Source organism: Alteromonas hispanica (assembly GCF_010500915.1).
Lineage (GTDB): Bacteria > Pseudomonadota > Gammaproteobacteria > Enterobacterales > Alteromonadaceae > Alteromonas > Alteromonas hispanica.
Genome location: NZ_JAAAWP010000016.1, coordinates 1 through 21,944, shown reverse-complemented (window position 1 = coordinate 21,944; position 21,944 = coordinate 1). Strand labels below are relative to the sequence as shown.

The window sequence follows — 21,944 nt, the reverse complement described above, 5'->3', positions numbered from 1 at the left end:
TTTTTATTTGAGTTTAGTTGTGGGATGCACAATTACTCAGCACGAATAAGCGCAAGCACCTCTTTGGTTTTTTCTTCCATTAACGGAATATCACCCTTACTTTCAACATTTAAGCGAATTACCGGTTCGGTGTTCGACTTGCGTAAGTTAAAGCGCCATGTGCCGAACTCTAGCCCCAAGCCGTCCGTAGTATCGATAACGCTGGCAAGCGGTTGATATTTGCTGGTTACACGCTCTAGTGCAGCATCGGCATCTTTAAGCTTGCTGTTAATTTCACCTGATGACGGAAACGCTTTTATACGCTCTTTTACCATGCTGGCAAGAGTTTGCTTTTTCACGCACACAAGTTCGGCAATTAAAAGCCAGGGGATCATGCCCGAATCGCAGTAGGCGAAGTCGCGGAAATAATGGTGAGCGCTCATTTCACCGCCGTATACGGCATCTTCTTTACGCATACGTTCTTTAATGAAGGCATGGCCGGTTTTCGATTTTATAGGTTTGCCGCCAGCGTTAGCCACTATGTCTTCGGTGTTCCAATAAACGCGTGGGTCATAAATAATTTTGCTATCGGTGCTTTTTTCAATAAACGCTTCGGCAAGTAGACCTACTATGTAGTAGCCCTCTATAAATTCACCGTCTGCATCGAATAAAAAGCAGCGGTCGAAATCGCCATCCCACGCAATACCAAAATCAGCGCCTGACGCTTTCACTGCATCGGCGGTATCAGCACGATTTTCTGGTAGCAGCGGGTTAGGAATACCGTTAGGGAAGGTACCGTCTGCATTGTGATGCACCTTAATAAATTCGATAGGTACGTTTTTATCGTGCATAGCCTTTTCTATTGCATCTAGCGCCGGGCCCGCAGAACCATTACCCGCATTAACCACTATCTTAAGCGGGGTAAAGTTATTTAAGTTCACGTAAGAAAGCATATGTTCTACGTATTCGTTCATACAGGAGCTTTCTTCATACTGCCCTGAGTTCGATAGCAGGTCTTTACGGGTATGCGCTTTGCCATTGAAGAACGCATCGGCATCTACGGTTTCATTGTTGAAGTAGTGGGCCGAACGACCATTAACGAATTTATCGCTCAACTCTTCTGCGCGCTCTTTAATTGCATTAAGCCCAGTATCGCCGCTAATAGGAATAGAGCCCGCTTTTACTAACTTCATGCCGTTGTAGTTAATGGGATTATGGCTCGCTGTTACTTCTATCCCTCCATCTACGCCTAAATGCTTGGTAGCAAAATAAATTTCTTCGGTACCTGCCATGCCAATATCGGTAACCTTTGCGCCAGCATCGATAAGCCCTGCACTTAATGCTAACTTCAGCGGTGTAGACGTTAAGCGCACATCGCTGCCCACTACTACCGTTTTGGCATCAAGTTCTGCTGCAAAGGCATAGCCTATACGATAGGCTACTTCTTCAGTTAATTGAGAGTTAAGTTCGCCACGAATGTCGTAAGCTTTAAAACAGGTAATTGGGTTGGCCATTGCTGGGTCTTTAATCCTTTATTGTGGTGGAGATAAATTAACTGGGTAGCGTTATGTGCTGCATGCCGTGTTTAGTGACTGGCTATATTCGCCAATTACGCCTTTTTATATTAAATCATTTAGGAGGTGATATTGCTATGTGGAATATTTTAGCTCTCAAGGCTAATCATATTCACCAATAGACAAACTTGTACTTGCTATCACCAAGCTATTACTATGCTACTCTTCGCCAGGTAGGTATTTCTCTAACTTTTCTTGCAATGTATTAAAGCTTAATGGTTTGAGGATATAACCGGTTACTCCAGCTTCCATAGCATTAACTATTTCGTCGTGTTCGCTGTTTGCACTCATTATGAACACATCGGCTGATGACAGCTTTTCACTTTGCCGGATTTCCTTTAACAACGTTATACCGCTCTTGCCACTCATCTCCGAATCGGTGAGCACAAGCTTATACGGTTTATCAGAATCTGCAGCATCGTTAAGCAATCGCCATGCTTTTTCTGCGCTATTAACACCATCCACTTTTTCAAAGCCCATTTTAGCCAGCATGTCGGTAACGGTGTCTCTTATTTCTTGGATATCCTCTACAACCAATATCTTGGTATCCACTAGAGTAGAAATTGAGTCGTTTTGACTTTCAATATGATCGTTCAACTTGTTATATATGGATACTAGAACCATGAGTTCAGAGCCGCTTTCCGGCTCATTTGTACTGTTTTTTTCGTCGTGCTTTTTCCGCAATTTTTTTAATTTTTTACTGATTATTCGCTTGCATAGCGTGGCTTCTTTTATTGTAAACATTGCCTATTCCTATGGTTGTTTTGCCGGTGGTTTATTATGCCTGTCACTTTAGTGCTCTTTCAAAGTTGAGGGGCTTAACCCAGTTACAACACAGAAGTAGCTCTGAACTTGCTTATCATCTTTGTTCAGTAACTCCATTTAGCAAACCCAGTACCTGACTTTTGTTTGATTGCGCTTGCGCCCTTATGCTGATACTCGCTTGCTCTACAATTTGGCTTTGAGTTAGTAATGCGGTTTCTTTTGCAAAGTCGGTATCTGCAATTCGTGAGCGTGCAGCGCTGGTATTTTCGCTGGCAATGGCGTTTACACTTAGCGCCGATGTCATCTGATTTATTTTGGCGCCATAGAAAGCACGACCTGCGCTTACAGAATCGATAGCGCTATCCAAATGACTGAGCGCTTCTTCCGCAGACTGAGCACTACTTATCGACGTATTTTCTAAACCCAAGTCGTCTAAAGATGCTGGGGTTTTCTCTACATCAATAAACTGTGTACCCTCGCCTAGTTGGTTGGTCGCGGTTATGTTTACAGGGCCTAAACCGTAGGCGAGTTCACCTTCATCGCCCAACGAATCCCATGTTGCGGAAACAGTAAACGAACCATTTCCGATAACGGAAATAATCAGCGGTTGTGAGTTGCTCGTTATTGTCAGCGTCTCATTGAGATTACTTGGGTTTTGATCGCCACTGAAGGTTATTGCTGTGCCGTCGATGGTCGCACTGCCACTCGTAAGCAAGTCGCTATCATCGTATGCCGCATTCCCGTTGTAGCCGTTTTCTGTAAGGAAAAACCGGTTTTCAAGATCGGCGGCTGACGAAATATTATTCGGGTTGCCGCTCCATGTTGTGTTAGTAATCGGTGTACCAACAAGATGCTTTCCGCTTGTGGTAAAGACTTGTATATCGTCATTAGCACCGTTGTCGTTTAAATTTACCTGAACGTTGCTAGAGCCTGCGGGAATATAGGCAATAGAGCGCAGGCCACTGCGTAGCGACTGCGATACTCCTTGAGAAAACTTATCGCCAATAGACGGTACATTATCACTCAGCAAATTCGCATCACCCACTAAGGGCAAACGGTTGAACACTTCAGTGCCATAGGCAATGGCATTTAGTTCAAGCTTTAGCGCTTGGAATTCTTTATCAAGTGCTGCTCTGTCGTTTTTACTGTTAATACCATTTTGAGATTGGATAGATAGTTGCCGCATTCGCTGTAGTATAGCGGCAGATTCCTGCAGCCCGCCTTCAGCTACCTGCGCATAGCTAATACCGTCATTAAGGTTTCTGTTTAGCTGAGTGTAGGCATTTCGCTCGGAAGAAAGTCGGTTTGATATTTGCAGCCCTGCGCTATCGTCGGCCGCACTATTAATGCGAAGCCCAGAACTTAAGCGTTCTAACGAGGTGGCAACCACATTACTTCTGAAGGTTGATAATCCAAGAGATTGAAACTTACCGGATACTGATAACATGTGCTTCCTTGATGAATGTTGGCAGTGCGCTGTATTTGCACGGCATATTTTGCATGCCGATAAACCTATAGTTAGTTTTTGTACAGCAAACTACTTGCCAATAATTCTGGAAGTGATCGGTTGAGATGCTCAAAACCAATGAAGGTACAATGAGACTAGTGACTGCTCTTATACTGGCCAAGGTTTTTTAATCAGAACAGGCGAAGTAGAGCGTGGAGTATTAGCGCAGGAAAGGTGGATCTGACCCCGTTTATTTTGGATAAAAAAAGGGGTCAGAACTTTCGTTCTGACCCCTTTTTCTTTTCGAGTATTAATTACTCTTCAGTTGCTTCTACTACTTCTTCTTCAGCTTCAACAACTGGACGGTCAACTAGCTCAACATATGCCATTGGGGCATTGTCGCCTGCACGGAAACCGCATTTAAGAATGCGAGTGTAACCGCCTGGGCGTGCTTCGTAACGAGGACCAAGCTCGTTAAACAGTTTACCTACAACCTCTTTATCACCTGTGCGAGCAAAAGCTAGACGGCGGTTTGCAACGCTGTCTTCTTTCGCCATAGTGATTAGTGGCTCGATTACGCGACGTAATTCTTTCGCTTTTGGTAACGTAGTTTTGATCACTTCGTGCTTGACCAAAGAACCGGCCATGTTTTTGAACATAGCTTGACGATGGCTGCTGTTGCGATTCAACTGACGACCACTCTTACGATGGCGCATAGTTTTATCCTTCTCTACAAATCAGTTTGATAAAAACCTGATTAATCTTTTTCAGCGATGCTCTCTGGCGGCCAGTTTTCTAGGCGCATGCCTAGAGACAAACCACGAGATGCTAGAACATCTTTGATTTCAGTTAGCGATTTCTTACCAAGGTTAGGCGTTTTAAGTAGCTCAACCTCAGTGCGCTGTACCAGGTCACCAATGTACTGGATAGCTTCTGCTTTTAAGCAGTTAGCAGAACGTACTGTTAACTCTAAGTCATCAACTGGGCGAAGTAGAATCGGATCGAATTCCGGTTTTTCTTCTTTCGCTTCTGGCTCAGATACATCACGTAGGTCTACGAATGCATCAAGCTGTTCAGCTAGAATGGTTGCAGAACGGCGGATCGCTTCTTCAGGATCTAAAGTACCGTTTGTTTCCATATCGATGATTAGTTTGTCTAAGTCTGTGCGCTGTTCAACACGAGCAGACTCAACAGTGTATGCAATGCGCTCTACTGGGCTGTATGAAGCATCAACTAACAAACGACCAATTGGACGATCATCTTCTTCAGAGGAGCGACGGGTAGAAGCTGGTACATAACCGCGACCCATTTCTACTTTAACGCGCATGCTGATTTCAGCTTCGCCAGTTAGAGTACAAATAACATGGTCGGGGTTAACAATTTCTACGTCGCCATCATGCTGAATATCACCAGCAACAACAGGGCCAGCGCCAGATTTCACTAGAGTTAGAGTTGCCTCAGTTTTACCTTCAAGGCGAACCGCTAAACCTTTAAGATTGAGCAAGATTTCGATCACGTCTTCTTGCACACCTTCTTTGGTGCTGTACTCGTGAAGAACGCCATCTATTTCTACCTCGGTCACTGCACATCCTGGCATAGATGACAGTAATATACGACGTAGGGCGTTACCTAGAGTGTGGCCAAAGCCGCGCTCTAGTGGTTCCAAAGTTACTTTGGCACGAGTAGGAGAAACGTTTTCGATCTCTACTAATCTCGGTTTTAGGAATTCAGTCACAGAACCCACAATGCTTCCTCTTTAGTTGGCTTTACTTAGAGTAAAGTTCGACGATCAACTGTTCGTTAATTTCAGCAGACAAATCAGTTCTTTCTGGAACGCGCTTAAAAGTGCCTTCCATTTTAGTGCTGTCTACTTCAATCCAGGTTGGCTTCTCACGTTGGTCAGCCAGTTCTAAAGCAGCAACGATACGCGCTTGCTTTTTCGCTTTTTCACGAACAGAAACCACGTCTTCGGCAGAAACGTTAAACGATGGAATGTTCACAACTTGACCATTTACCATGATCGCCTTGTGGCTTACTAGCTGACGTGCTTCAGCACGTGTACTAGCAAATCCCATGCGATAAACCACGTTGTCTAGACGCTGCTCTAAAAGCTGTAGCAAGTTTTCACCTGTGTTGCCTTTTAGACGCGCAGCTTCTTTATAGTAGTTGCGGAATTGCTTTTCCAGTACGCCGAACATACGACGAACTTTTTGTTTCTCACGCAGCTGAACACCGTAGTCAGACAAACGGCCACGACGGGCACCATGCTGACCAGGCGCTGTATCGATTTTACATTTAGAATCGATTGCGCGAACGCCGCTTTTAAGGAACAAGTCAGTTCCTTCGCGACGGCTAAGTTTGAGTTTTGGACCCAAATATCTTGCCATGATCTTTCTCCAACTGTCCGTCGATTAAACGCGACGTTTTTTCGGTGGACGACAACCGTTGTGAGGAATAGGTGTCACATCGGTAATATTTGTGATCTTATAACCAGTAGCGTTAAGAGCACGGATCGCAGACTCACGGCCTGGACCTGGACCTTTTACGAACACTTCTAGGTTCTTAAGACCGTATTCTTGTGCAGCTACACCTGCACGCTCAGCAGCAACCTGTGCAGCAAATGGGGTAGATTTACGTGAACCACGGAAACCTGAACCACCAGATGTCGCCCATGCTAGTGCATTGCCTTGACGGTCTGTAATAGTCACAATTGTGTTGTTGAAAGACGCATGGATATGAGCCATACCGTCTGCAACCTGACGTTTAGCGCGCTTACGCGTACTACGAGCTGGTGCTTTTGCCATAACTTACTCCCCGCTTACTTCTTAATTGGCTTACGAGGACCTTTACGGGTACGCGCATTAGTTTTAGTGCGCTGACCACGTAGAGGCAAGCTACGACGGTGGCGAATACCACGGAAGCAACCCAGGTCCATCAAACGTTTGATGCTCATAGAGACTTCACGACGTAAATCACCTTCAACAGTGAATTTCGCCACTTCGTCACGAAGCTTATCGATAGTAGCTTCGTCTAGCTCTTTGATTTTTGTATTTTCTGCAACACCAGCACCCGCACAAATGCTTTTCGCACGTGTGGGGCCAACGCCGTAGATCGCTTGGATAGCGATAACAGCATGCTTGTGCTCAGGAATGTTAATGCCAGCGATACGGGCCATTAACAGCACTCCTCTTGTTTAATTGTCGACGACCTAAAAAGCCCGATAGGATACTCATCCGTCGACCAAATTGCAAATTTAGGTTCAAAATACCCATAAACAAAGCTAGCAGAACCCGATAAGTATAATTCGGATTCTGCTTAGTAGCCTTGCAAGTATTCTTTACCGCTTAGATTAACCTTGCCTTTGCTTGTGCTTTGGCTCTGTACAAATTACACGCACAACGCCGTTGCGCTTGATAACTTTACAGTTACGGCAAATCTTTTTAACTGATGCACGAACTTTCATTACATCACTCCCCTATCTTTACTATTAAGGGGCTAACTTAACGGCCGTAGCCTTTAAGATTAGCTTTCTTCAGAACAGACTCATATTGACTACTCATCAAATGCGTCTGCACCTGTGCCATAAAGTCCATGATAACCACCACGATTATGAGAAGCGACGTACCACCGAAGTAGAACGGCACATTCCAGGCAATTAGCATAAATTCAGGCACTAAACAAATAAAGGTTATGTACAGTGCGCCAGCCAATGTGAGGCGAGTCATTACCTTATCTATGTAACGCGATGTTTGTTCACCCGGACGAATACCAGGAATGAACGCACCAGACTTCTTCAAGTTATCTGCTGTATCACGCGGGTTGAAAACCAACGCCGTGTAAAAAAAGCAGAAGAAGATAATAGCTGCTGCATAAAGCATTACATATAGCGGCTGACCTGGAGATAGCATTAATGCTACATCCTGCAACCAAGCTGTTGATTCATTCTGACCGAACCATCCTGCGATAGTTCCTGGGAACAGAATAATACTGGAAGCAAAGATTGGTGGAATTACACCAGCAATATTGACCTTCAATGGTAAATGCGTGCTCTGCGCTGCAAAAACCTGACGGCCCTGCTGACGCTTCGCGTAGTTTACCACAATTCTGCGCTGTCCGCGCTCAACAAATACCACTAGGTATGTAAGCGCAATAACAATCACAGCAATCAATAATAGGAACAACAGATTAATGTCGCCCTGTCTTGCTTGCTCTGCCGTTTGGCCTATTGCTGTAGGTAAACCCGCAACAATACCAGCAAAAATCAAGATTGAAATACCGTTACCGATACCTCTTTCAGTAATTTGCTCACCTAACCACATTAGGAACATAGTTCCCGTGACTAGACTCACTACCGCTGTAAAGTAGAATCCGAAGCCAGGGTTCAATACCAATCCATTAATTAGGTTGGGCAGACCAGTCGAGATACCAATTGACTGGAAAATCGCAAGTACAAGCGTTAAATAACGCGTGTACTGACTGATTTTACGACGGCCTGCTTCACCTTCTTTTTTAAGCTCTACCATCGGTGGATGAACCACCGAGAGCAACTGCATAATAATGGATGCAGTAATGTATGGCATAATGCCCAAAGCCAGAACGGATGCACGCTCAAGCGCACCACCAGAGAACATGTTAAACATTTCTACAATGGTGCCTTTCTGTTGCTCGAACAAGTCAGCAAGTACAGCTGGATCGATGCCAGGGATAGGAACATAAGAACCTAGTCTGAAAACAACAATCGCACCTAGTACGAACAACAATCTTGCTTTAAGCTCACTCAAGCCGCTTTTAGCGCCTGAATCCAATCCTGGTTTAGCCATCTAGCTTATTCCTCTACTTTACCGCCAGCAGCTTCAATCGCTTCTTTAGCGCCTTTAGTAACCTTTAAACCGCTTACTGTTACAGCTCGTGATACTTCACCGCTCTTAACTACTTTTACAAACTGCATTTCTTTCTTAACAAGACCTGCTGCTTTAAGTGTTTCAAGAGACACTGTATCACCGTCAACTTTCGCAATTTCTGCAAGCGTTACTTGATCAGTAACAAAGCTCTTGCGTGAAGTGAAACCGAACTTCGGAAGACGACGCTGTAAAGGCATCTGACCACCTTCGAATCCTGGCTTAACGCGGCCACCTGAACGGCTTTTTTGACCTTTGTGACCTACGCCACTCGTTTTACCAAGACCTGAGCCGATGCCTCGACCAGTACGCTTACCAGATTTATGAGCCCCTGGTGCAGGAGCAATAGTATTTAAACGCATGTTCTTACTCCTCCACTATCTCGACCATGTAATGTACACGGTGGACCATGCCACGTACGGCTGGGGTATCTTCCAGTTCACGAACATGGTTGATCTTACGAAGACCTAAGCCTTTAAGCGTAGCTTTGTGCTTAGGCAGTCTGCCGATAGCACTTTTAGTTTGCTTTACTTTAATCGTTGCCATGTCTGATTACCCCAAAATTTCATCTACAGACAATCCACGTTTCGCAGCAACTTTCGCTGGAGAATTCATCTCTGTCAGCGCGTTGATTGTTGCACGAACAACGTTGATTGGGTTTGTAGAGCCGTAACATTTTGAAAGTACGTTTTGTACGCCAGCTACTTCAAGTACTGCACGCATTGCACCGCCGGCGATGATACCGGTACCTTCTGATGCAGGCTGCATGTAAACTTTAGAGCCAGAGTGACGACCTTTAATAGGGTGCTGTAACGTATTGCCGTTAAGGTCTACGTCAACCATGTTGCGACGTGCCTTTTCCATAGCTTTCTGGATTGCAGCAGGAACTTCACGTGCCTTACCGTAACCGAAACCTACGCGACCGTTACCGTCACCCACTACTGTCAATGCAGTGAAACTAAAGATACGACCACCTTTAACCACTTTAGATACGCGGTTTACGGCAATCAATTTCTCTAGAAATTCACCATTTTGAACGTCTTGTTTAGCCATTATAAACTCCTAGAACTGAAGACCAGCTTCGCGAGCTGCATCAGCTAATGCTTTAACGCGACCGTGGTATTGGAAGCCACTACGATCGAAAGCCACTGCTTTAATGCCTTTCTCAATAGCGCGCTCTGCGATTGCTTTACCGACTACCGTCGCTGCTTCAGCGTTACCTGTAGACTTAAGACCCTTCGCAAGATCTTTCTCAACAGTTGAAGCCGCCGCTAATACTTCAGAACCGCAAGGAGCGATTAGCTGAGCATATATGTGGCGAGGTGTACGGTTAATTACCAAGCGATGCGCGGCCAGTTCACGAATTTTTGCTCGTGCGCGAGTAGCGCGACGAATGCGAGCTGTTTTCTTATCCATCGTATCACCCACCTACTTTTTCTTAGCTTCTTTACGACGTACGTTTTCGTCAGCATAACGAACACCTTTGCCTTTGTAAGGCTCTGGTGGACGGTAACCACGAATGTTCGCCGCAACCTGTCCTACCACCTGCTTATCGGCGCCTTTGACGACGATTTCAGTTTGGCTAGGAGTTTCAACGGTAATGCCTTGAGGCATTTCGTATACTACAGGATGAGAGAAACCTAGCGTAAGGTTAAGCTTGCTACCTTGTGCTTGTGCACGGTAACCAACACCATTTAGCTGAAGCTTTTTCTCAAAACCTTGTGAAACACCTTGAACCATTGCGTTAAGAAGTGAGCGAACAGTACCAGCCTGTGCCCAGTTGTTTGCGAAACCTTCACGAGGAAGTGCTTTCAACTGGTTCTCTTCTTGTACAACTTCAACAGCGTCGTTAAAAACGCGGCTCAATGTGCCTTTACTACCTTTTACAGTAACTTCTTGACCAGAGATAGAAACTTCTACACCTGATACCAAGTCTACTGGGGCTTTTGCTATACGTGACATTTCAACTCCTCCGTTATGCTACATAACCGATGATCTCACCGCCCATGCCAGCGTTGCGCGCTGCACGGTCAGTCATCACACCTTTTGAAGTCGACACGATAGCGATACCCAAGCCACCCATAACCTTTGGAAGCTCATCTTTTTTCTTATAGATGCGCAGACCGGGGCGACTTACGCGCTCGATAGTGTCAATTACTTGCTTGCCTTCGAAGTACTTAAGCGTAACTTCTAAAACAGGCTTAACGTCACCAGATGCAGCGAAGTCTACGATGTAACCTTCTGACTTCAATACTTCGCAGATAGAAACGCGAAGCTTAGAAGACGGCATAGTTACAGAAACTTTCTGTGCCATCTGGCCGTTACGGATGCGGGTAAACATATCCGCGATAGGATCTTGCATACTCATTATCAGCTACTCCTTACCAGCTGGCTTTCTTAAGGCCAGGGACTTCACCGCGCATCGCTGCTTCACGAAGCTTAATACGGCTAAGACCGAATTTGCGTAGGTAACCATGTGGACGACCAGTTACACGACAACGGTTGCGTTGACGAGATTTACTAGAGTCACGTGGTAGTTGTTGTAGCTTCAGAACAGCGTCCCAACGCTCTTCTTCAGAAGCGTTAACATCGCTGATAATCGCTTTAAGTGCCGCGCGCTTTTCAGCATACTTAGCTACTAGCTTAGTACGCTTCGCTTCGCGTGCTTTCATTGATTCTTTTGCCATAACCCTACACCCCTTACTTTTTGAATGGGAAGTTAAACGCGTCCAGCAGAGCACGTGCTTCGTCATTAGTATTCGCACTGGTAGTGATAGTAATATCCATACCGCGAACCTTATCCACTTTATCGAAATCGATTTCAGGGAAAATGATTTGCTCACGCACGCCCATGCTGTAGTTACCACGTCCGTCGAATGATTTAGGATTCAAACCACGGAAGTCGCGGATACGCGGGATAGCGATTGAAATCAAACGCTCTAGGAATTCCCACATACGCTCGCCACGTAGGGTTACTTTACAGCCAATCGGATAACCTTCACGGATTTTAAAGCCCGCTACTGATTTTCTAGCAACTGTAACAACAGGCTTCTGACCGGCGATAGCCGTCATGTCAGCTTGAGCATTTTCAAGCACCTTCTTGTCAGCAACTGCTTCACCTAAACCCATGTTTAGAGTGATTTTTTCAATCCGAGGGACTTGCATGACGCTTTTGTACCCGAACTGCTTAGCAAGTTCAGCTACTACTGTTTCTTTATAGAAATCATGCAGTTTCGCCATCGTACTCTCCAATATAATTAAACAAGTTCGCCGTTAGACTTGAAGAAACGTACTTTCTTCTCATCTTCAAAACGGAAACCAACGCGATCTGCTTTGCCCGTTGCCGGGTTAACAATCGCAACATTAGAAACGTGAATAGAAGCTTCTTTCTCAACAATACCACCAGCAACACCCAATTGTGGGTTAGGCTTAGTGTGTTTCTTGACGAGATTAACGCCTTCTACAATTAAACGGTCATCAGCCATAAGCACTTTAAGGACTTTGCCTTGTTTGCCTTTGTCTTTACCCGCTAATACGACTACTTCATCATCACGACGAATTTTATTAGCCATTATCGTGACTCCTTATAGTACCTCTGGGGCCAATGAGATGATTTTCATGAAGTTTGAACTTCTCAACTCACGGGTTACCGGGCCAAAGATACGCGTACCAATTGGTTGCTTGTTTGCATTAAGCAAAACAGCCGCGTTACCGTCAAAACGGATGGTTGAACCATCTGAACGACGAACGCCTTTTCTAGTACGCACCACCACTGCATTCAGTACGTCACCTTTTTTAACTTTACCGCGAGGAATTGCTTCCTTAACAGTAACTTTGATGATGTCACCGATACCTGCATAACGGCGATGCGAGCCACCAAGAACCTTAATACACTGAACCCTGCGAGCGCCGCTGTTGTCTGCAACGTCCAGGTTAGTTTGCATTTGGATCATGTTAGTGCTCCGCTCTAAATTAAGACTCTCCCGAGTCGTTATTGTGCTGCTAAAAGCAACTGGATATCGCTGCTTTTATGTACATACCCCCATAAAAAGGGCGCGAAACTATAACAGAATTATTAGCGAAGCGATAGCGGAAAATTGAATTAATTTTAGACTGGGGCGAATAAAAAACCCCCAGCGACTAACTGGGGGGTAGATAACCACAGAGGAGGTCATCAAGCAGGAACTATTTCCAAACCTGAACGTCGACATGAGCACCACGAGATGACATTCGGGCATACTTTAAAAGTAATAGAGAATTCAGAAAATGGTAGGTTTTTCATTCATCATTTAGTCTAATAATTTTAGACATGTTGTTGAGTGAAAACCTTCGTATTTCCTATCACATCTCTTTTTTGTGAACGACTAAAACAGTACATTAATTTGATAGCCTGTAGGTGTGTTTGCAGGCTCGATGGTTACAATATAGTTTTCTTCTTCTGTAAAGCCGAACAGTGCTGTTCTGTCTAGTAGCACTTGTTCGTCGTTGTCATCTTCGTAGACTGCGATGACTTCATAAAAGTCTGACGGCAGCACCGTACTATTGCTTTCACCAAATTCCAGGTTGCGAATTTTGTATTCCGCTGTGTCTATGGTCTCGTCAACGCGTACCAAGTAAACTTCAACGTCGTCATAATCGCTAACGAGATTGATGAAGTTAACCGTTTTGTCGTACGCCTGCGGCAGCCCGCTCTCTTCAAAGGTAGAAGCTTTGAGCGTATCGTTTGTTTGATAAATCAATATTGCCTTACTTTCACCTTGGTTAAGCGTTACAAGCTTATTACTTAGGGGCGTTAATGTACCTGTTGAGTCGGTTACACTCACCCGATAGTCACCGTAACGAATAGCAGAAAACTCCGAAAGCTCTCCAGCAGACAATGCAAATTCAATGTCTTCTTCGTCTGTGTTGCCACCAAAGGAAATGTTAAGCGGTGTTGTCAGGTCTGTTGAATTGTAAATACGATATTGAGCATCGGCCTCTACATCGGTTAGCGCTGAGACAGTAGATGAATTCAAAATGGTATCGACCACTAATCCTTCTTGGATAGCGCCACTGACATCACGAAGCGCCATTACGTATTCAGTTTCAAAAACAAAATCGAGAGTTTGCGACTCGAAGATCACCCCGGTGCTTCCGGGTGTTGTTAGATATATTGTGTATTCACCCTCATCGAAGTCGTCGCTGTCGTCATCACCGTCCCAATAGATTAATTCGCCTAAATCGTTTGGTGTTACTGTTCCAAGAAAGTTGGCTGCTTCAAAGGGATCACCTGCATCACTCATGTAAAAATCGAAGGAATCACCTTCCATTGTCACCGATAGTGCTAATAATCGGAAATGGTCTTCTAGCGTCTCCCGTTCATAACTATATTCCGTGAATGTAGGGTTATTGAAGTCGCCACTCATGACGATTATTGTTTTGTCGCCTTCTCTTAGATTTACCGTTATCTCATCGATATAGATTTCTTGGTCGTCTGAATCCGTACGAATGAACTCTAATACAATTTCGCCGCTTTCCATTGAATACATAGGCGTAGCATCGCCAAATTGCGCTGAACCAAAGCTGTCCTCATCTACTTCTCTCATTTCTACGTTTGCGCCGTTTGGTGATGCGTTATAGAACTGAAGATATGCAGATTCAAAATCTGAACTGCCGCTATCTGAGCCACCACATGCCGCAAGGGCGAACAGCGCAACCAAGGCTAGCGCTAAAGTTTTACTAAAGTGACAGGCACTATTACTAATGTGACAGGCACCGCTTCTAAAGTGACAGGCACGATAAAGCGAAGAGAGTAATTGCATAAACGGTGTTTCCTTTAAATTTGTTTTTAAATAGATTAATTAGATAGCAGCACAGACGGGAAAACATGCGCCGAACGCCGTTATGGCATAAAAATCTGGCGTAGGTTCAGAGCTTTACTCTTTCTTTACAAAACTGACATTTAACTGAAGAAAACGGCGTAAAACTAAACAAATTGGGAAAATAGCAAGAAGGGTTGTTTGGGCTATAAAGTAGAAGGTTTTTCGTGAGAGGGTTTATTCCAAGGCGGCTTCTGATAAAAAAAGCCTGCAAAAAATGCAGGCTTAGATTGATAATTGCCTATCAGGCTTGTTTAACGATAATCGCTAATAGTTACTCCCAAGAGAATTACTCGTAAGAGTAAGACAGCGTAACGTTGCTGTATCTGGAGTAAGCACGTACGCCGATATGCCAAGTACCCGCAGCTGGTGCGTCAAACGTACACACTTCGTTGTTACCGTTGCGATACGGACGACAATCGAAATCACCGGTCTCAGGTTGTGAGCCAAACTTCATGTATAAGTCTGCATCACCCGAACCACCTGCAATACTCACCGACATTTGGCTCACGCCTTCAGGAATAGTCCAAGTATAGCGATTCCAGTCGTTACGTGAAGCAGATAGGCCCGGAACCTGACCAGATACCGGCTCAACCGTTGGACTACCGCCGTTGTCTGTACCGCCGCCGTTACCGTCACAACCGTTGGTATTTAGTTGGTTGTAAGCATTGGCTAATTGCATGAGACCGAAACCGTAAAAGTTATCGCGACCTGCACTGCCTTTATCTTCAGCACTTACATTAAGCGCATTTCTAATTTGGTTATTTGTACACTGCGGGAAGTAACTCCATATCAATGCTGCACCACCAGCTACATGAGGTGTCGCCATTGACGTACCGCTTAACGCAGCGTAGGTGTTTGTTGGATAAGTAGACTGTACAGCGCTACCAGGTGCAGCAATTTCTACTTGGTCGTTATACTGGCTGTAGCTGGCGCGGTTTTCGTTTGAATCTACCGCAGCTACAGACATTACCGCATCGTAAGAAGCAGGATAAGATTTGCCACTATTGCCATCGTTACCCGCTGCTGCCACTAACAACATACCCGCATCAGTGAAGCTTTGCATGGCATCGCGCTCTGTTGCCGATGCACTGCCGCCACCTAGGCTCATGTTAACCACGTTAGAGCCTGCATTCTGACATTGAGAAATAGCGTCGATAAGATCTGATGCGTAAGTCCATTGGCCGTTGTCGTTGAATATTTTTACGATATGAAGATCGACGCCAGGGTATACACCTACAACACCTTCGTTATTATCATAAGCAGCGATAGTGCCAGCAACGTGCGTTCCATGTCCGTTTCCGTCATTGTACCAATTGCCCACCGCAACGTTATTCGCATTACCTGTAACACCGTTATTGGTATCCGGTAAGTCGGGATGGCCCAAGTTGTAACCTGTGTCGATAACACACACTTTACGTGCAGTGGTATCGGCTTGGCCGAATTGATTAGCCTGAACCATGGTATAGCCGTATGGCGTGGTTTGCGCCATAAGTTTGCGTTTTGCATCTATTTCAATGCTCTCAACATTTGGGTTTTTACGTAATTCATTCAACGCTTTACGATCTAACTTCGCTGCCATTAAACGTTGCTTTTTCAAGGTCTTTTTAACTAATCCCCCTGCTCGCACAACATCATTTTTTGCAGCTTGAACGTTAAACGCTTTTTTCTGCTGACCGAATTTTAACGCCCCTTTGCCTTTTAAAGACTCATCGTTAGTGCCCATCAGGACGTCAGATGTCATTTCGTCTTTAAATTTTACGATGTAACGATCGCCAGGTTCTTCAAGTGAGCCAAAACCGATTTTTGTGAAACGTTTGTTTAGGCCCTTGTTTAATTTTGATGAGAAAGACTGTTTCTTTGCTTCTACTTTTACCGGAGCATTTTCTTCAGCTACTGCACTTTGACCAGCAAAGGCTAAAGACACTGCGACGGCAGCCGCCGTCATACATGTGTGTTTCTTATTTTTTAAATTCAAAATTTATTTCCTGTTTATCTGTCTTTTTTTAGTTTCAGCACTTTTAATCTCGTACTTTTGAAACCTTTAGTTATGTTTTGACATACAGGTTCAACCATTACCTCATACGAAACGCCTATCCATGACTTTCAACGCAACTGCGTTGTAACGACCTACCCGCGTGTCAGTTGTCGTAAATAAGCGTGCGTCGCACTTCATCTACAGATCCCATATTAGCCACAGAATCAACATGTTAAGTATATTACTCAAAACTTGATGAGCTTTTTTCATACCTTTTAAAAATCATCAAAATGCAATTTAAAAGGATAAACCACGTAAACACTAGCGCTTGGGCAAATTCATATTAGGAATAGAATTTAATAATTAATAATTATCTTACAAATACAAATGTAACAAAATGTGAGCTATGCCTTTTTGAGAATTATTGGCATTAACTAGAGATAGCTTGGGAGATAAGTGAGCACTTGGTTTGGTGAGTTAGCTAGGTGGAATGAGTAGATTTATTAAATTTAGACAGGCAATTTACTTATTAAGACAGGCATATTAGAAAACAGGTCGTTATTTCTCTTAACTTGATTAATGATACAGTAAATTAAGGTCAGCAAAACATTGTTGAGTTAATTAGACGCAGTCGAGGAATTAGATTTCGTTGTGAAAAAGATATGTAGAGTCAGGTTGGCTGTGCCAGGATGTCATCGATTGATTTGGGGTGAAATTATCCAAGTAAGCGCATAGCGCTTTTTCGTCCATGAACTCGCTGTTGATGTTGATTGTGGGCGTACTGTTCAAGGTGAACCACTTTCCCCGCAGCGTGCTTGAAACAGTGTTCAAACTGGGTAGTTAACGTCAGCCATTTTTCATCGTCAATGCCAAGACGCACTAGAAGGTGTGGCATATTGCTCTCTACTTTGCCGTGTTTAGTTGGATGAATACACCGACTGGTTGCATCCACAAGCTGAAGGTAATCGCTAAGAGTGAAAGGTAAGCCATGGGGCCTATCTCGCTGTGGGTTGCCAGCAAAAGGCATGAGTCGTTTCGGTGTTTTACCCACCCTTGCAGCACGAATTCGGTATTGAATGCTGGTATGGTTAGAGGTTTCAGGCGTTTTCGCCACATTGGCGCGTACCGGGTTTAAATCGACGTAGGCCATACAGGCAGCTAGTGCAGACTCATCCAATAGTGCTTGGGATTTAAATCTTCCCTCCCAAAAATGTCCTGTACATTCATCCTCTTTATTGGCCGCGCGAGCAATGTATTCATTGAGTGCGCGCATAAACCAACTGATATCATAAAGTCGTGCTCGCCACACGCCTGCGGTGCGCTCTACAGTGTCTCGCTGCGCCTCACTCAGCGCTTTTCGTGTCATGGGCGAGGCGTATTGCTGTGTTAGCAAGGTTCCTCTGTACAGCGAATGCCAGCGCTCAATAACCTCTTCTGTCGAGAGCGCTATCGCGTTCTCTTTATTCACATGCAGAACGATATGGGTATGGTTACTCATTACCGCGTAAGCACAAACTTCTATCGCAAATACATCACTTAACGCATGAATGCGGTCTTCAACCCACTTGCGGCGATGTTCGAAGCTTTTTCCGTGCTCTGTTCCACATAAGAATGCGCGGCGAACACAGCGAGATACGCAATGATAATACGGTGTATCTGATAAGCTAATTTGAGACTTTCGGGCTTTAGGCATCGAGCTATTCTGACGTTTAATTGTGCTGCTAACAGTTTGGGGTGCTACACCACCTAAAGAAAGTGTATTGAAGTACAGTTTTAAAATTGTTTTATGCCTGTCTCATTTGTTATTTGTTGCTATTCTTTTATGCCTGTCTCATTAGTGGTTACTTTTGCGGGTACAAAAAAAGGGCAATATAGTTGCCCTTTTGATAGTGCACTCTTTTGGTGGTGCACAGAGTTCAGCCCTATCAGTTTTCACATCTCTAACTTAGGCGCTGCCTTACAATCTCATATAAACATACGCCAGTGGCAACCGATACGTTTAAACTTGAAACGCTGCCAGCCATAGGAAGCTTAACGAGCTCATCGCAGGTCTCTTTAGTCAGCCTACGCATGCCTTTTCCTTCAGCGCCCATCACCAAAGCAGTAGGGCCTTTGAGATTCACATCAAACAAGGTTTTATCAGTTTCGCCGGCTGTACCCACAATCCAAAGTCCTTTGTCTTGAAGGTGCTTTAAGCTCCTGGCAAGGTTGGTAACTTGAATAAGCGGGATAACCTCGGCTGCACCGCACGCTACTTTGCGCACAGTACCGTTTAGACTTGCAGATTTATCTTTAGGCACAATAACCGCGTGAACGCCTGCGCCGTCTGCGGTTCGCAAGCAAGCCCCGAGATTATGTGGGTCGGTAATACCGTCTAACACAAGTAACAAAGGTTGAGACTCGCGTTCTAAAATACGATCGAGGTCAGCCTCGTCGAGTACACGAGCCGGCTTGGCTCTTGCCACCACGCCTTGGTGTTGCTCGCCGTTAACCTTGTCATCTAATGCTTTGCGCTGACAAAACTGCACGGAAATGCCAAAACGGCGGGCTTGGTTCACAATATTGACGAGACGCTCATCGGTTCTTCCCTTAAGCACCATCACTTCAACAACACGCTCGGGTTCATTTTCTAACACCGATTGCATAGCATGTAAGCCGTATAACCACTCTTGCTGCGCCATTTAACGCTTTCCTTTTTTACTAGTATTGTCTGATTTAGCTGCTTGTGCAGGCCCTTTTCCACCGCGTTTAGCGCCGCCTTTACCGGCTGCAGGTTTAGGTCCGCGCTTCCCTTTGGTAGTGGCTTTTTTGGCAGTTTTTACCTTAACCTTCTTACCACCGGGGCTGCGCAGCATAGACTTATCGAGTAATAAATCAATCTTTCTCTCATCTAAATTTACAGCAGCAACTTGCACTTCTACGGTATCGCCCAATCTAAATTGATTGTGACCAGACTCACCTACTAATGCCATTTTCACTTCGTCGAAATGATAGTAGTCATCATCTAGCGACGTAATATGCACAAGACCATCAATATGGTATTCAGTAAGGCGAACGAATAAACCAAAATTGGTTACCGAGCTTACAACACCTTCAAACTTATCGCCTACGTGGTCGAGCATAAACTCACATTTCAGCCAATCAGCTACATCGCGAGTTGCATCGTCGGCTCTGCGCTCGGTCATTGAGCACTGCTCGCCTAATTGCTCTATTTCATCTACCGTGTATGTTTTGCTTCCGCTAACCGATTTTTTGCCCTGTTGTTTTGCAATAATGCCTTTCAGTGCTCTGTGAACCACCAAATCAGGGTAACGACGTATGGGCGAGGTAAAGTGCGCGTAGGCCTCTAGTGCTAAACCAAAGTGACCGACATTCTCTCCGTCGTACACCGCTTGTTTCATAGAGCGAAGAAGCATGGTCTGAATCAACTCTTCATCTACGCGGCCTTTGGTTTTTAACACCACATCGGTAAATGCAGAGGGCTCTGCATCATCAACAATGCGGTGTGGAATACCAATCTCGCTGAGATAACTTGTGAATGATGTGAGCCTGTCGGCATCTGGCTTGTCGTGAACTCTGAATAAAGCCGGCGCTTCGTGCTTTTCAAGCATAAGCGCAGCACTCACGTTGGCCATTATCATGCATTCTTCAATAAGCTTATGTGCATCGTTGCGAACCAGTGGAACAATATCTTCAATTTTTCGCTGAGCGTTAAACACAAACTTCACTTCTTGCGTTTCAAACTCTATGGCACCGCGCTTGGCGCGAGACTTTTTCAGGCTGCGGTATAAATCGTGCAAATTACGCAAATGCGGAACATGAGCTTCGTAGCGCTGGTGTAACTCTTTATCACCCTGAAGAATATTCCACACTTTATTGTAGGTCAGTCGCGCGTGGGAGTTCATTACTGCTTCGTAAAACTGAAACTCTTCTAGTTTGCCCTGTGCGCTAATGGTCATTTCGCACACCATGCACAAGCGATCTACCTCAGGGTTAAGTGAGCACAGCCCGTTTGAAAGCACTTCCGGCAACATAGGAATAACTTGGTCAGGAAAATAGACCGAGTTTCCGCGCTGCTGGGCTTCATCGTCAAGAGCTGTGCCCGTGCGAACGTAATGACTAACATCGGCAATAGCCACCCAAAGCTGCCATCCACCGTCGTCCAGCGGTTCGCAATATACAGCATCGTCAAAGTCTCGAGCGTCTTCACCATCAATAGTGACTAACGGCAATTGTCGCAGATCGACCCGACCAGCTTTGGCTTCATCTGGCACTTGGTCGGTAAGGTTTGAAACCTGTTTAGTTACCCCTTTTGGCCATTGGTGAGGAATATCGAATGTGCGTAACGCCATCTCAATTTCCATTCCCGGCGCCATATGCTCGCCAAGTACTTCTACCACTTTCCCGACCGGACTCATTTTTCGGCGTGGTCGTTGCGACAGTTCTACCACAACTACCTGTCCCATTCGAGCGCCGTTAGTACTCTCTGGAGGTATAACTATTTCTTGTTGCAGACGGCTATCGTCTGGAACTACCATGCCAAAGCCTTGCTCAAGAAAATAGCGGCCCACAATTGGCTCGCTTCTCGGCTCAATCACTTGGGTAATGAACGCCTCTTTGCGACCGCGGCGATCGGTACCGCTTATTCGAGCTTCTACAACGTCGTCGTGCAAGAACATATTCATTTGCCCTGCACTAATGAACAAGTCGCCACTCTTATCTTCTGGGCGCAAGAATCCAAAACCGTCGCGGTGGCCTATAATCCGGCCTTTGATTATTTCATCACGGTTTTGAAGAATGTACTTTTTCTGACGGGTAAACTGCACTTGGCCCTCGCGCTCCATAGCGCGCAATCGTCGCTGAATACCAATTCGGGCATCTTCGCTTTCGGCGTTTACCTGTGCGCAAATATCAAGGAATGACATAGGTTTGTCTTCTTCCTTCAAAATGCTCATCAGATGTTCCCGGCTTGCTACCGGATTTTCGTACTTTTCTTTCTCGCGCTGATAATGCGGGTCGTCACTCATGTATTTGTAATTTACCTTTTGTTTGTATTAAACGGCTTAGCCTTATTGCTTTACCATTTGGTCGTTTGGTGCACAGTATAACAGTATTTACCATAAAAACATTGCACACTAGTGACACGCTTATGTCATATAGCCTGTGTATAAAAAGACGGTCGAATTATAACTACGCTTGTAACGCAAGTTAGGAGACAGCGGCATGGCCCAGTAAACGTACAGTAAACGTATAGCACGGCATTTTAAGTCGCAGAGTTCAGTATATTGGAGTGCATGTGCCCTCTATCAATTTAATGTGGTTCTGACCCTGAGGGATCCCCACGAATTTAATTCCATGTGCTTCCGGCCCATGCACTGTCTACTATGGAGCTGTACCATTTGAGTGCAGCTTTCCACTGTCGCATGGTAAACCTTATTCGGCAAG

General features: G+C 45.0%; 25 protein-coding genes. All 25 read right to left on the bottom strand.

All coding sequences use genetic code 11. The features are described from left to right. Positions 1-32: 32 nt before the first annotated feature. The gene (locus GTW09_RS16900) at positions 33-1,493 is read right to left on the bottom strand and encodes a phosphohexomutase domain-containing protein (protein WP_163112800.1); all 1,461 of its coding nucleotides are present in this window, start codon (positions 1,491-1,493) and stop codon (positions 33-35) included. Between the two features lie 219 nt (positions 1,494-1,712). Further along, positions 1,713-2,297: a response regulator gene (locus GTW09_RS16895; RefSeq protein WP_163112799.1), complete on the bottom strand. Its 585-nt coding sequence runs from the start codon at positions 2,295-2,297 to the stop codon at positions 1,713-1,715. Positions 2,298-2,412: 115 nt separating this feature from the next. Continuing rightward, positions 2,413-3,765 (bottom strand): flagellin N-terminal helical domain-containing protein, encoded by a 1,353-nt coding sequence (locus tag GTW09_RS16890; RefSeq protein ID WP_163112798.1) that lies wholly within the window; start codon positions 3,763-3,765, stop codon positions 2,413-2,415. A gap of 314 nt (positions 3,766-4,079) precedes the next feature. Continuing rightward, a complete protein-coding gene (gene rplQ, locus GTW09_RS16885; RefSeq protein WP_032094882.1) occupies positions 4,080-4,481 on the bottom strand; it encodes a 50S ribosomal protein L17 in 402 nt (133 codons plus the stop codon). A gap of 41 nt (positions 4,482-4,522) precedes the next feature. Next, a complete protein-coding gene (locus tag GTW09_RS16880) occupies positions 4,523-5,512 on the bottom strand; it encodes a DNA-directed RNA polymerase subunit alpha (RefSeq protein ID WP_071980721.1) in 990 nt (329 codons plus the stop codon). Between the two features lie 19 nt (positions 5,513-5,531). After that, positions 5,532-6,152 (bottom strand): 30S ribosomal protein S4, encoded by a 621-nt coding sequence (gene rpsD, locus GTW09_RS16875; RefSeq protein ID WP_032094884.1) that lies wholly within the window; start codon positions 6,150-6,152, stop codon positions 5,532-5,534. Between the two features lie 24 nt (positions 6,153-6,176). Then, on the bottom strand, positions 6,177-6,569 hold the full coding sequence (gene rpsK, locus GTW09_RS16870) for a 30S ribosomal protein S11 (RefSeq protein ID WP_013786215.1): 393 nt from the start codon (positions 6,567-6,569) through the stop codon (positions 6,177-6,179). Positions 6,570-6,583: 14 nt separating this feature from the next. Beyond that, positions 6,584-6,940, bottom strand: a complete 357-nt coding sequence (rpsM, locus tag GTW09_RS16865; protein ID WP_012519216.1) for a 30S ribosomal protein S13 — start codon at positions 6,938-6,940, stop codon at positions 6,584-6,586. Positions 6,941-7,114: 174 nt separating this feature from the next. Next, entirely contained in the window at positions 7,115-7,228 is a 114-nt protein-coding gene (gene rpmJ / locus GTW09_RS16860; RefSeq protein ID WP_013786217.1) for a 50S ribosomal protein L36, read from the bottom strand. Positions 7,229-7,265: 37 nt separating this feature from the next. Next, positions 7,266-8,585 (bottom strand): preprotein translocase subunit SecY, encoded by a 1,320-nt coding sequence (gene secY, locus GTW09_RS16855; protein WP_032094886.1) that lies wholly within the window; start codon positions 8,583-8,585, stop codon positions 7,266-7,268. A gap of 5 nt (positions 8,586-8,590) precedes the next feature. Continuing rightward, the gene (rplO, locus tag GTW09_RS16850; protein ID WP_071980722.1) at positions 8,591-9,025 is read right to left on the bottom strand and encodes a 50S ribosomal protein L15; all 435 of its coding nucleotides are present in this window, start codon (positions 9,023-9,025) and stop codon (positions 8,591-8,593) included. Positions 9,026-9,029: 4 nt separating this feature from the next. After that, positions 9,030-9,209 carry a 50S ribosomal protein L30 gene (rpmD, locus tag GTW09_RS16845; protein ID WP_032094888.1) on the bottom strand — a complete coding sequence of 60 codons (180 nt, stop codon included), beginning with the start codon at positions 9,207-9,209 and terminating at the stop codon, positions 9,030-9,032. Between the two features lie 6 nt (positions 9,210-9,215). Then, positions 9,216-9,716 carry a 30S ribosomal protein S5 gene (gene rpsE / locus GTW09_RS16840; RefSeq protein ID WP_071980723.1) on the bottom strand — a complete coding sequence of 167 codons (501 nt, stop codon included), beginning with the start codon at positions 9,714-9,716 and terminating at the stop codon, positions 9,216-9,218. A gap of 9 nt (positions 9,717-9,725) precedes the next feature. Continuing rightward, complete coding sequence (gene rplR, locus GTW09_RS16835; protein ID WP_163112797.1) at positions 9,726-10,079, bottom strand: 50S ribosomal protein L18; 354 nt, start codon at positions 10,077-10,079, stop codon at positions 9,726-9,728. Between the two features lie 12 nt (positions 10,080-10,091). Then, positions 10,092-10,625 carry a 50S ribosomal protein L6 gene (rplF, locus tag GTW09_RS16830; RefSeq protein ID WP_083595320.1) on the bottom strand — a complete coding sequence of 178 codons (534 nt, stop codon included), beginning with the start codon at positions 10,623-10,625 and terminating at the stop codon, positions 10,092-10,094. Positions 10,626-10,638: 13 nt separating this feature from the next. Continuing rightward, positions 10,639-11,031 carry a 30S ribosomal protein S8 gene (rpsH, locus tag GTW09_RS16825; RefSeq protein WP_071980724.1) on the bottom strand — a complete coding sequence of 131 codons (393 nt, stop codon included), beginning with the start codon at positions 11,029-11,031 and terminating at the stop codon, positions 10,639-10,641. Positions 11,032-11,044: 13 nt separating this feature from the next. Further along, on the bottom strand, positions 11,045-11,350 hold the full coding sequence (gene rpsN, locus GTW09_RS16820) for a 30S ribosomal protein S14 (protein ID WP_071980725.1): 306 nt from the start codon (positions 11,348-11,350) through the stop codon (positions 11,045-11,047). Positions 11,351-11,363: 13 nt separating this feature from the next. Then, complete coding sequence (gene rplE, locus GTW09_RS16815) at positions 11,364-11,903, bottom strand: 50S ribosomal protein L5 (protein WP_071980726.1); 540 nt, start codon at positions 11,901-11,903, stop codon at positions 11,364-11,366. Between the two features lie 17 nt (positions 11,904-11,920). Beyond that, positions 11,921-12,235, bottom strand: a complete 315-nt coding sequence (gene rplX, locus GTW09_RS16810; RefSeq protein WP_071980727.1) for a 50S ribosomal protein L24 — start codon at positions 12,233-12,235, stop codon at positions 11,921-11,923. A gap of 12 nt (positions 12,236-12,247) precedes the next feature. Then, a complete protein-coding gene (gene rplN / locus GTW09_RS16805; protein WP_071980728.1) occupies positions 12,248-12,616 on the bottom strand; it encodes a 50S ribosomal protein L14 in 369 nt (122 codons plus the stop codon). A gap of 411 nt (positions 12,617-13,027) precedes the next feature. Then, positions 13,028-14,464: a DUF4397 domain-containing protein gene (locus GTW09_RS16800; RefSeq protein WP_239059456.1), complete on the bottom strand. Its 1,437-nt coding sequence runs from the start codon at positions 14,462-14,464 to the stop codon at positions 13,028-13,030. A gap of 346 nt (positions 14,465-14,810) precedes the next feature. Continuing rightward, complete coding sequence (locus GTW09_RS16795; protein WP_163112796.1) at positions 14,811-16,499, bottom strand: S8 family serine peptidase; 1,689 nt, start codon at positions 16,497-16,499, stop codon at positions 14,811-14,813. 715 nt (positions 16,500-17,214) lie between these two features. Next, on the bottom strand, positions 17,215-18,192 hold the full coding sequence (locus tag GTW09_RS16790; RefSeq protein ID WP_163112795.1) for a transposase: 978 nt from the start codon (positions 18,190-18,192) through the stop codon (positions 17,215-17,217). Positions 18,193-18,439: 247 nt separating this feature from the next. After that, positions 18,440-19,180 carry a 23S rRNA (guanosine(2251)-2'-O)-methyltransferase RlmB gene (gene rlmB / locus GTW09_RS16785; protein WP_163112794.1) on the bottom strand — a complete coding sequence of 247 codons (741 nt, stop codon included), beginning with the start codon at positions 19,178-19,180 and terminating at the stop codon, positions 18,440-18,442. Next, entirely contained in the window at positions 19,181-21,526 is a 2,346-nt protein-coding gene (rnr, locus tag GTW09_RS16780) for a ribonuclease R (protein WP_163112793.1), read from the bottom strand. Positions 21,527-21,944: the final 418 nt, after the last annotated feature.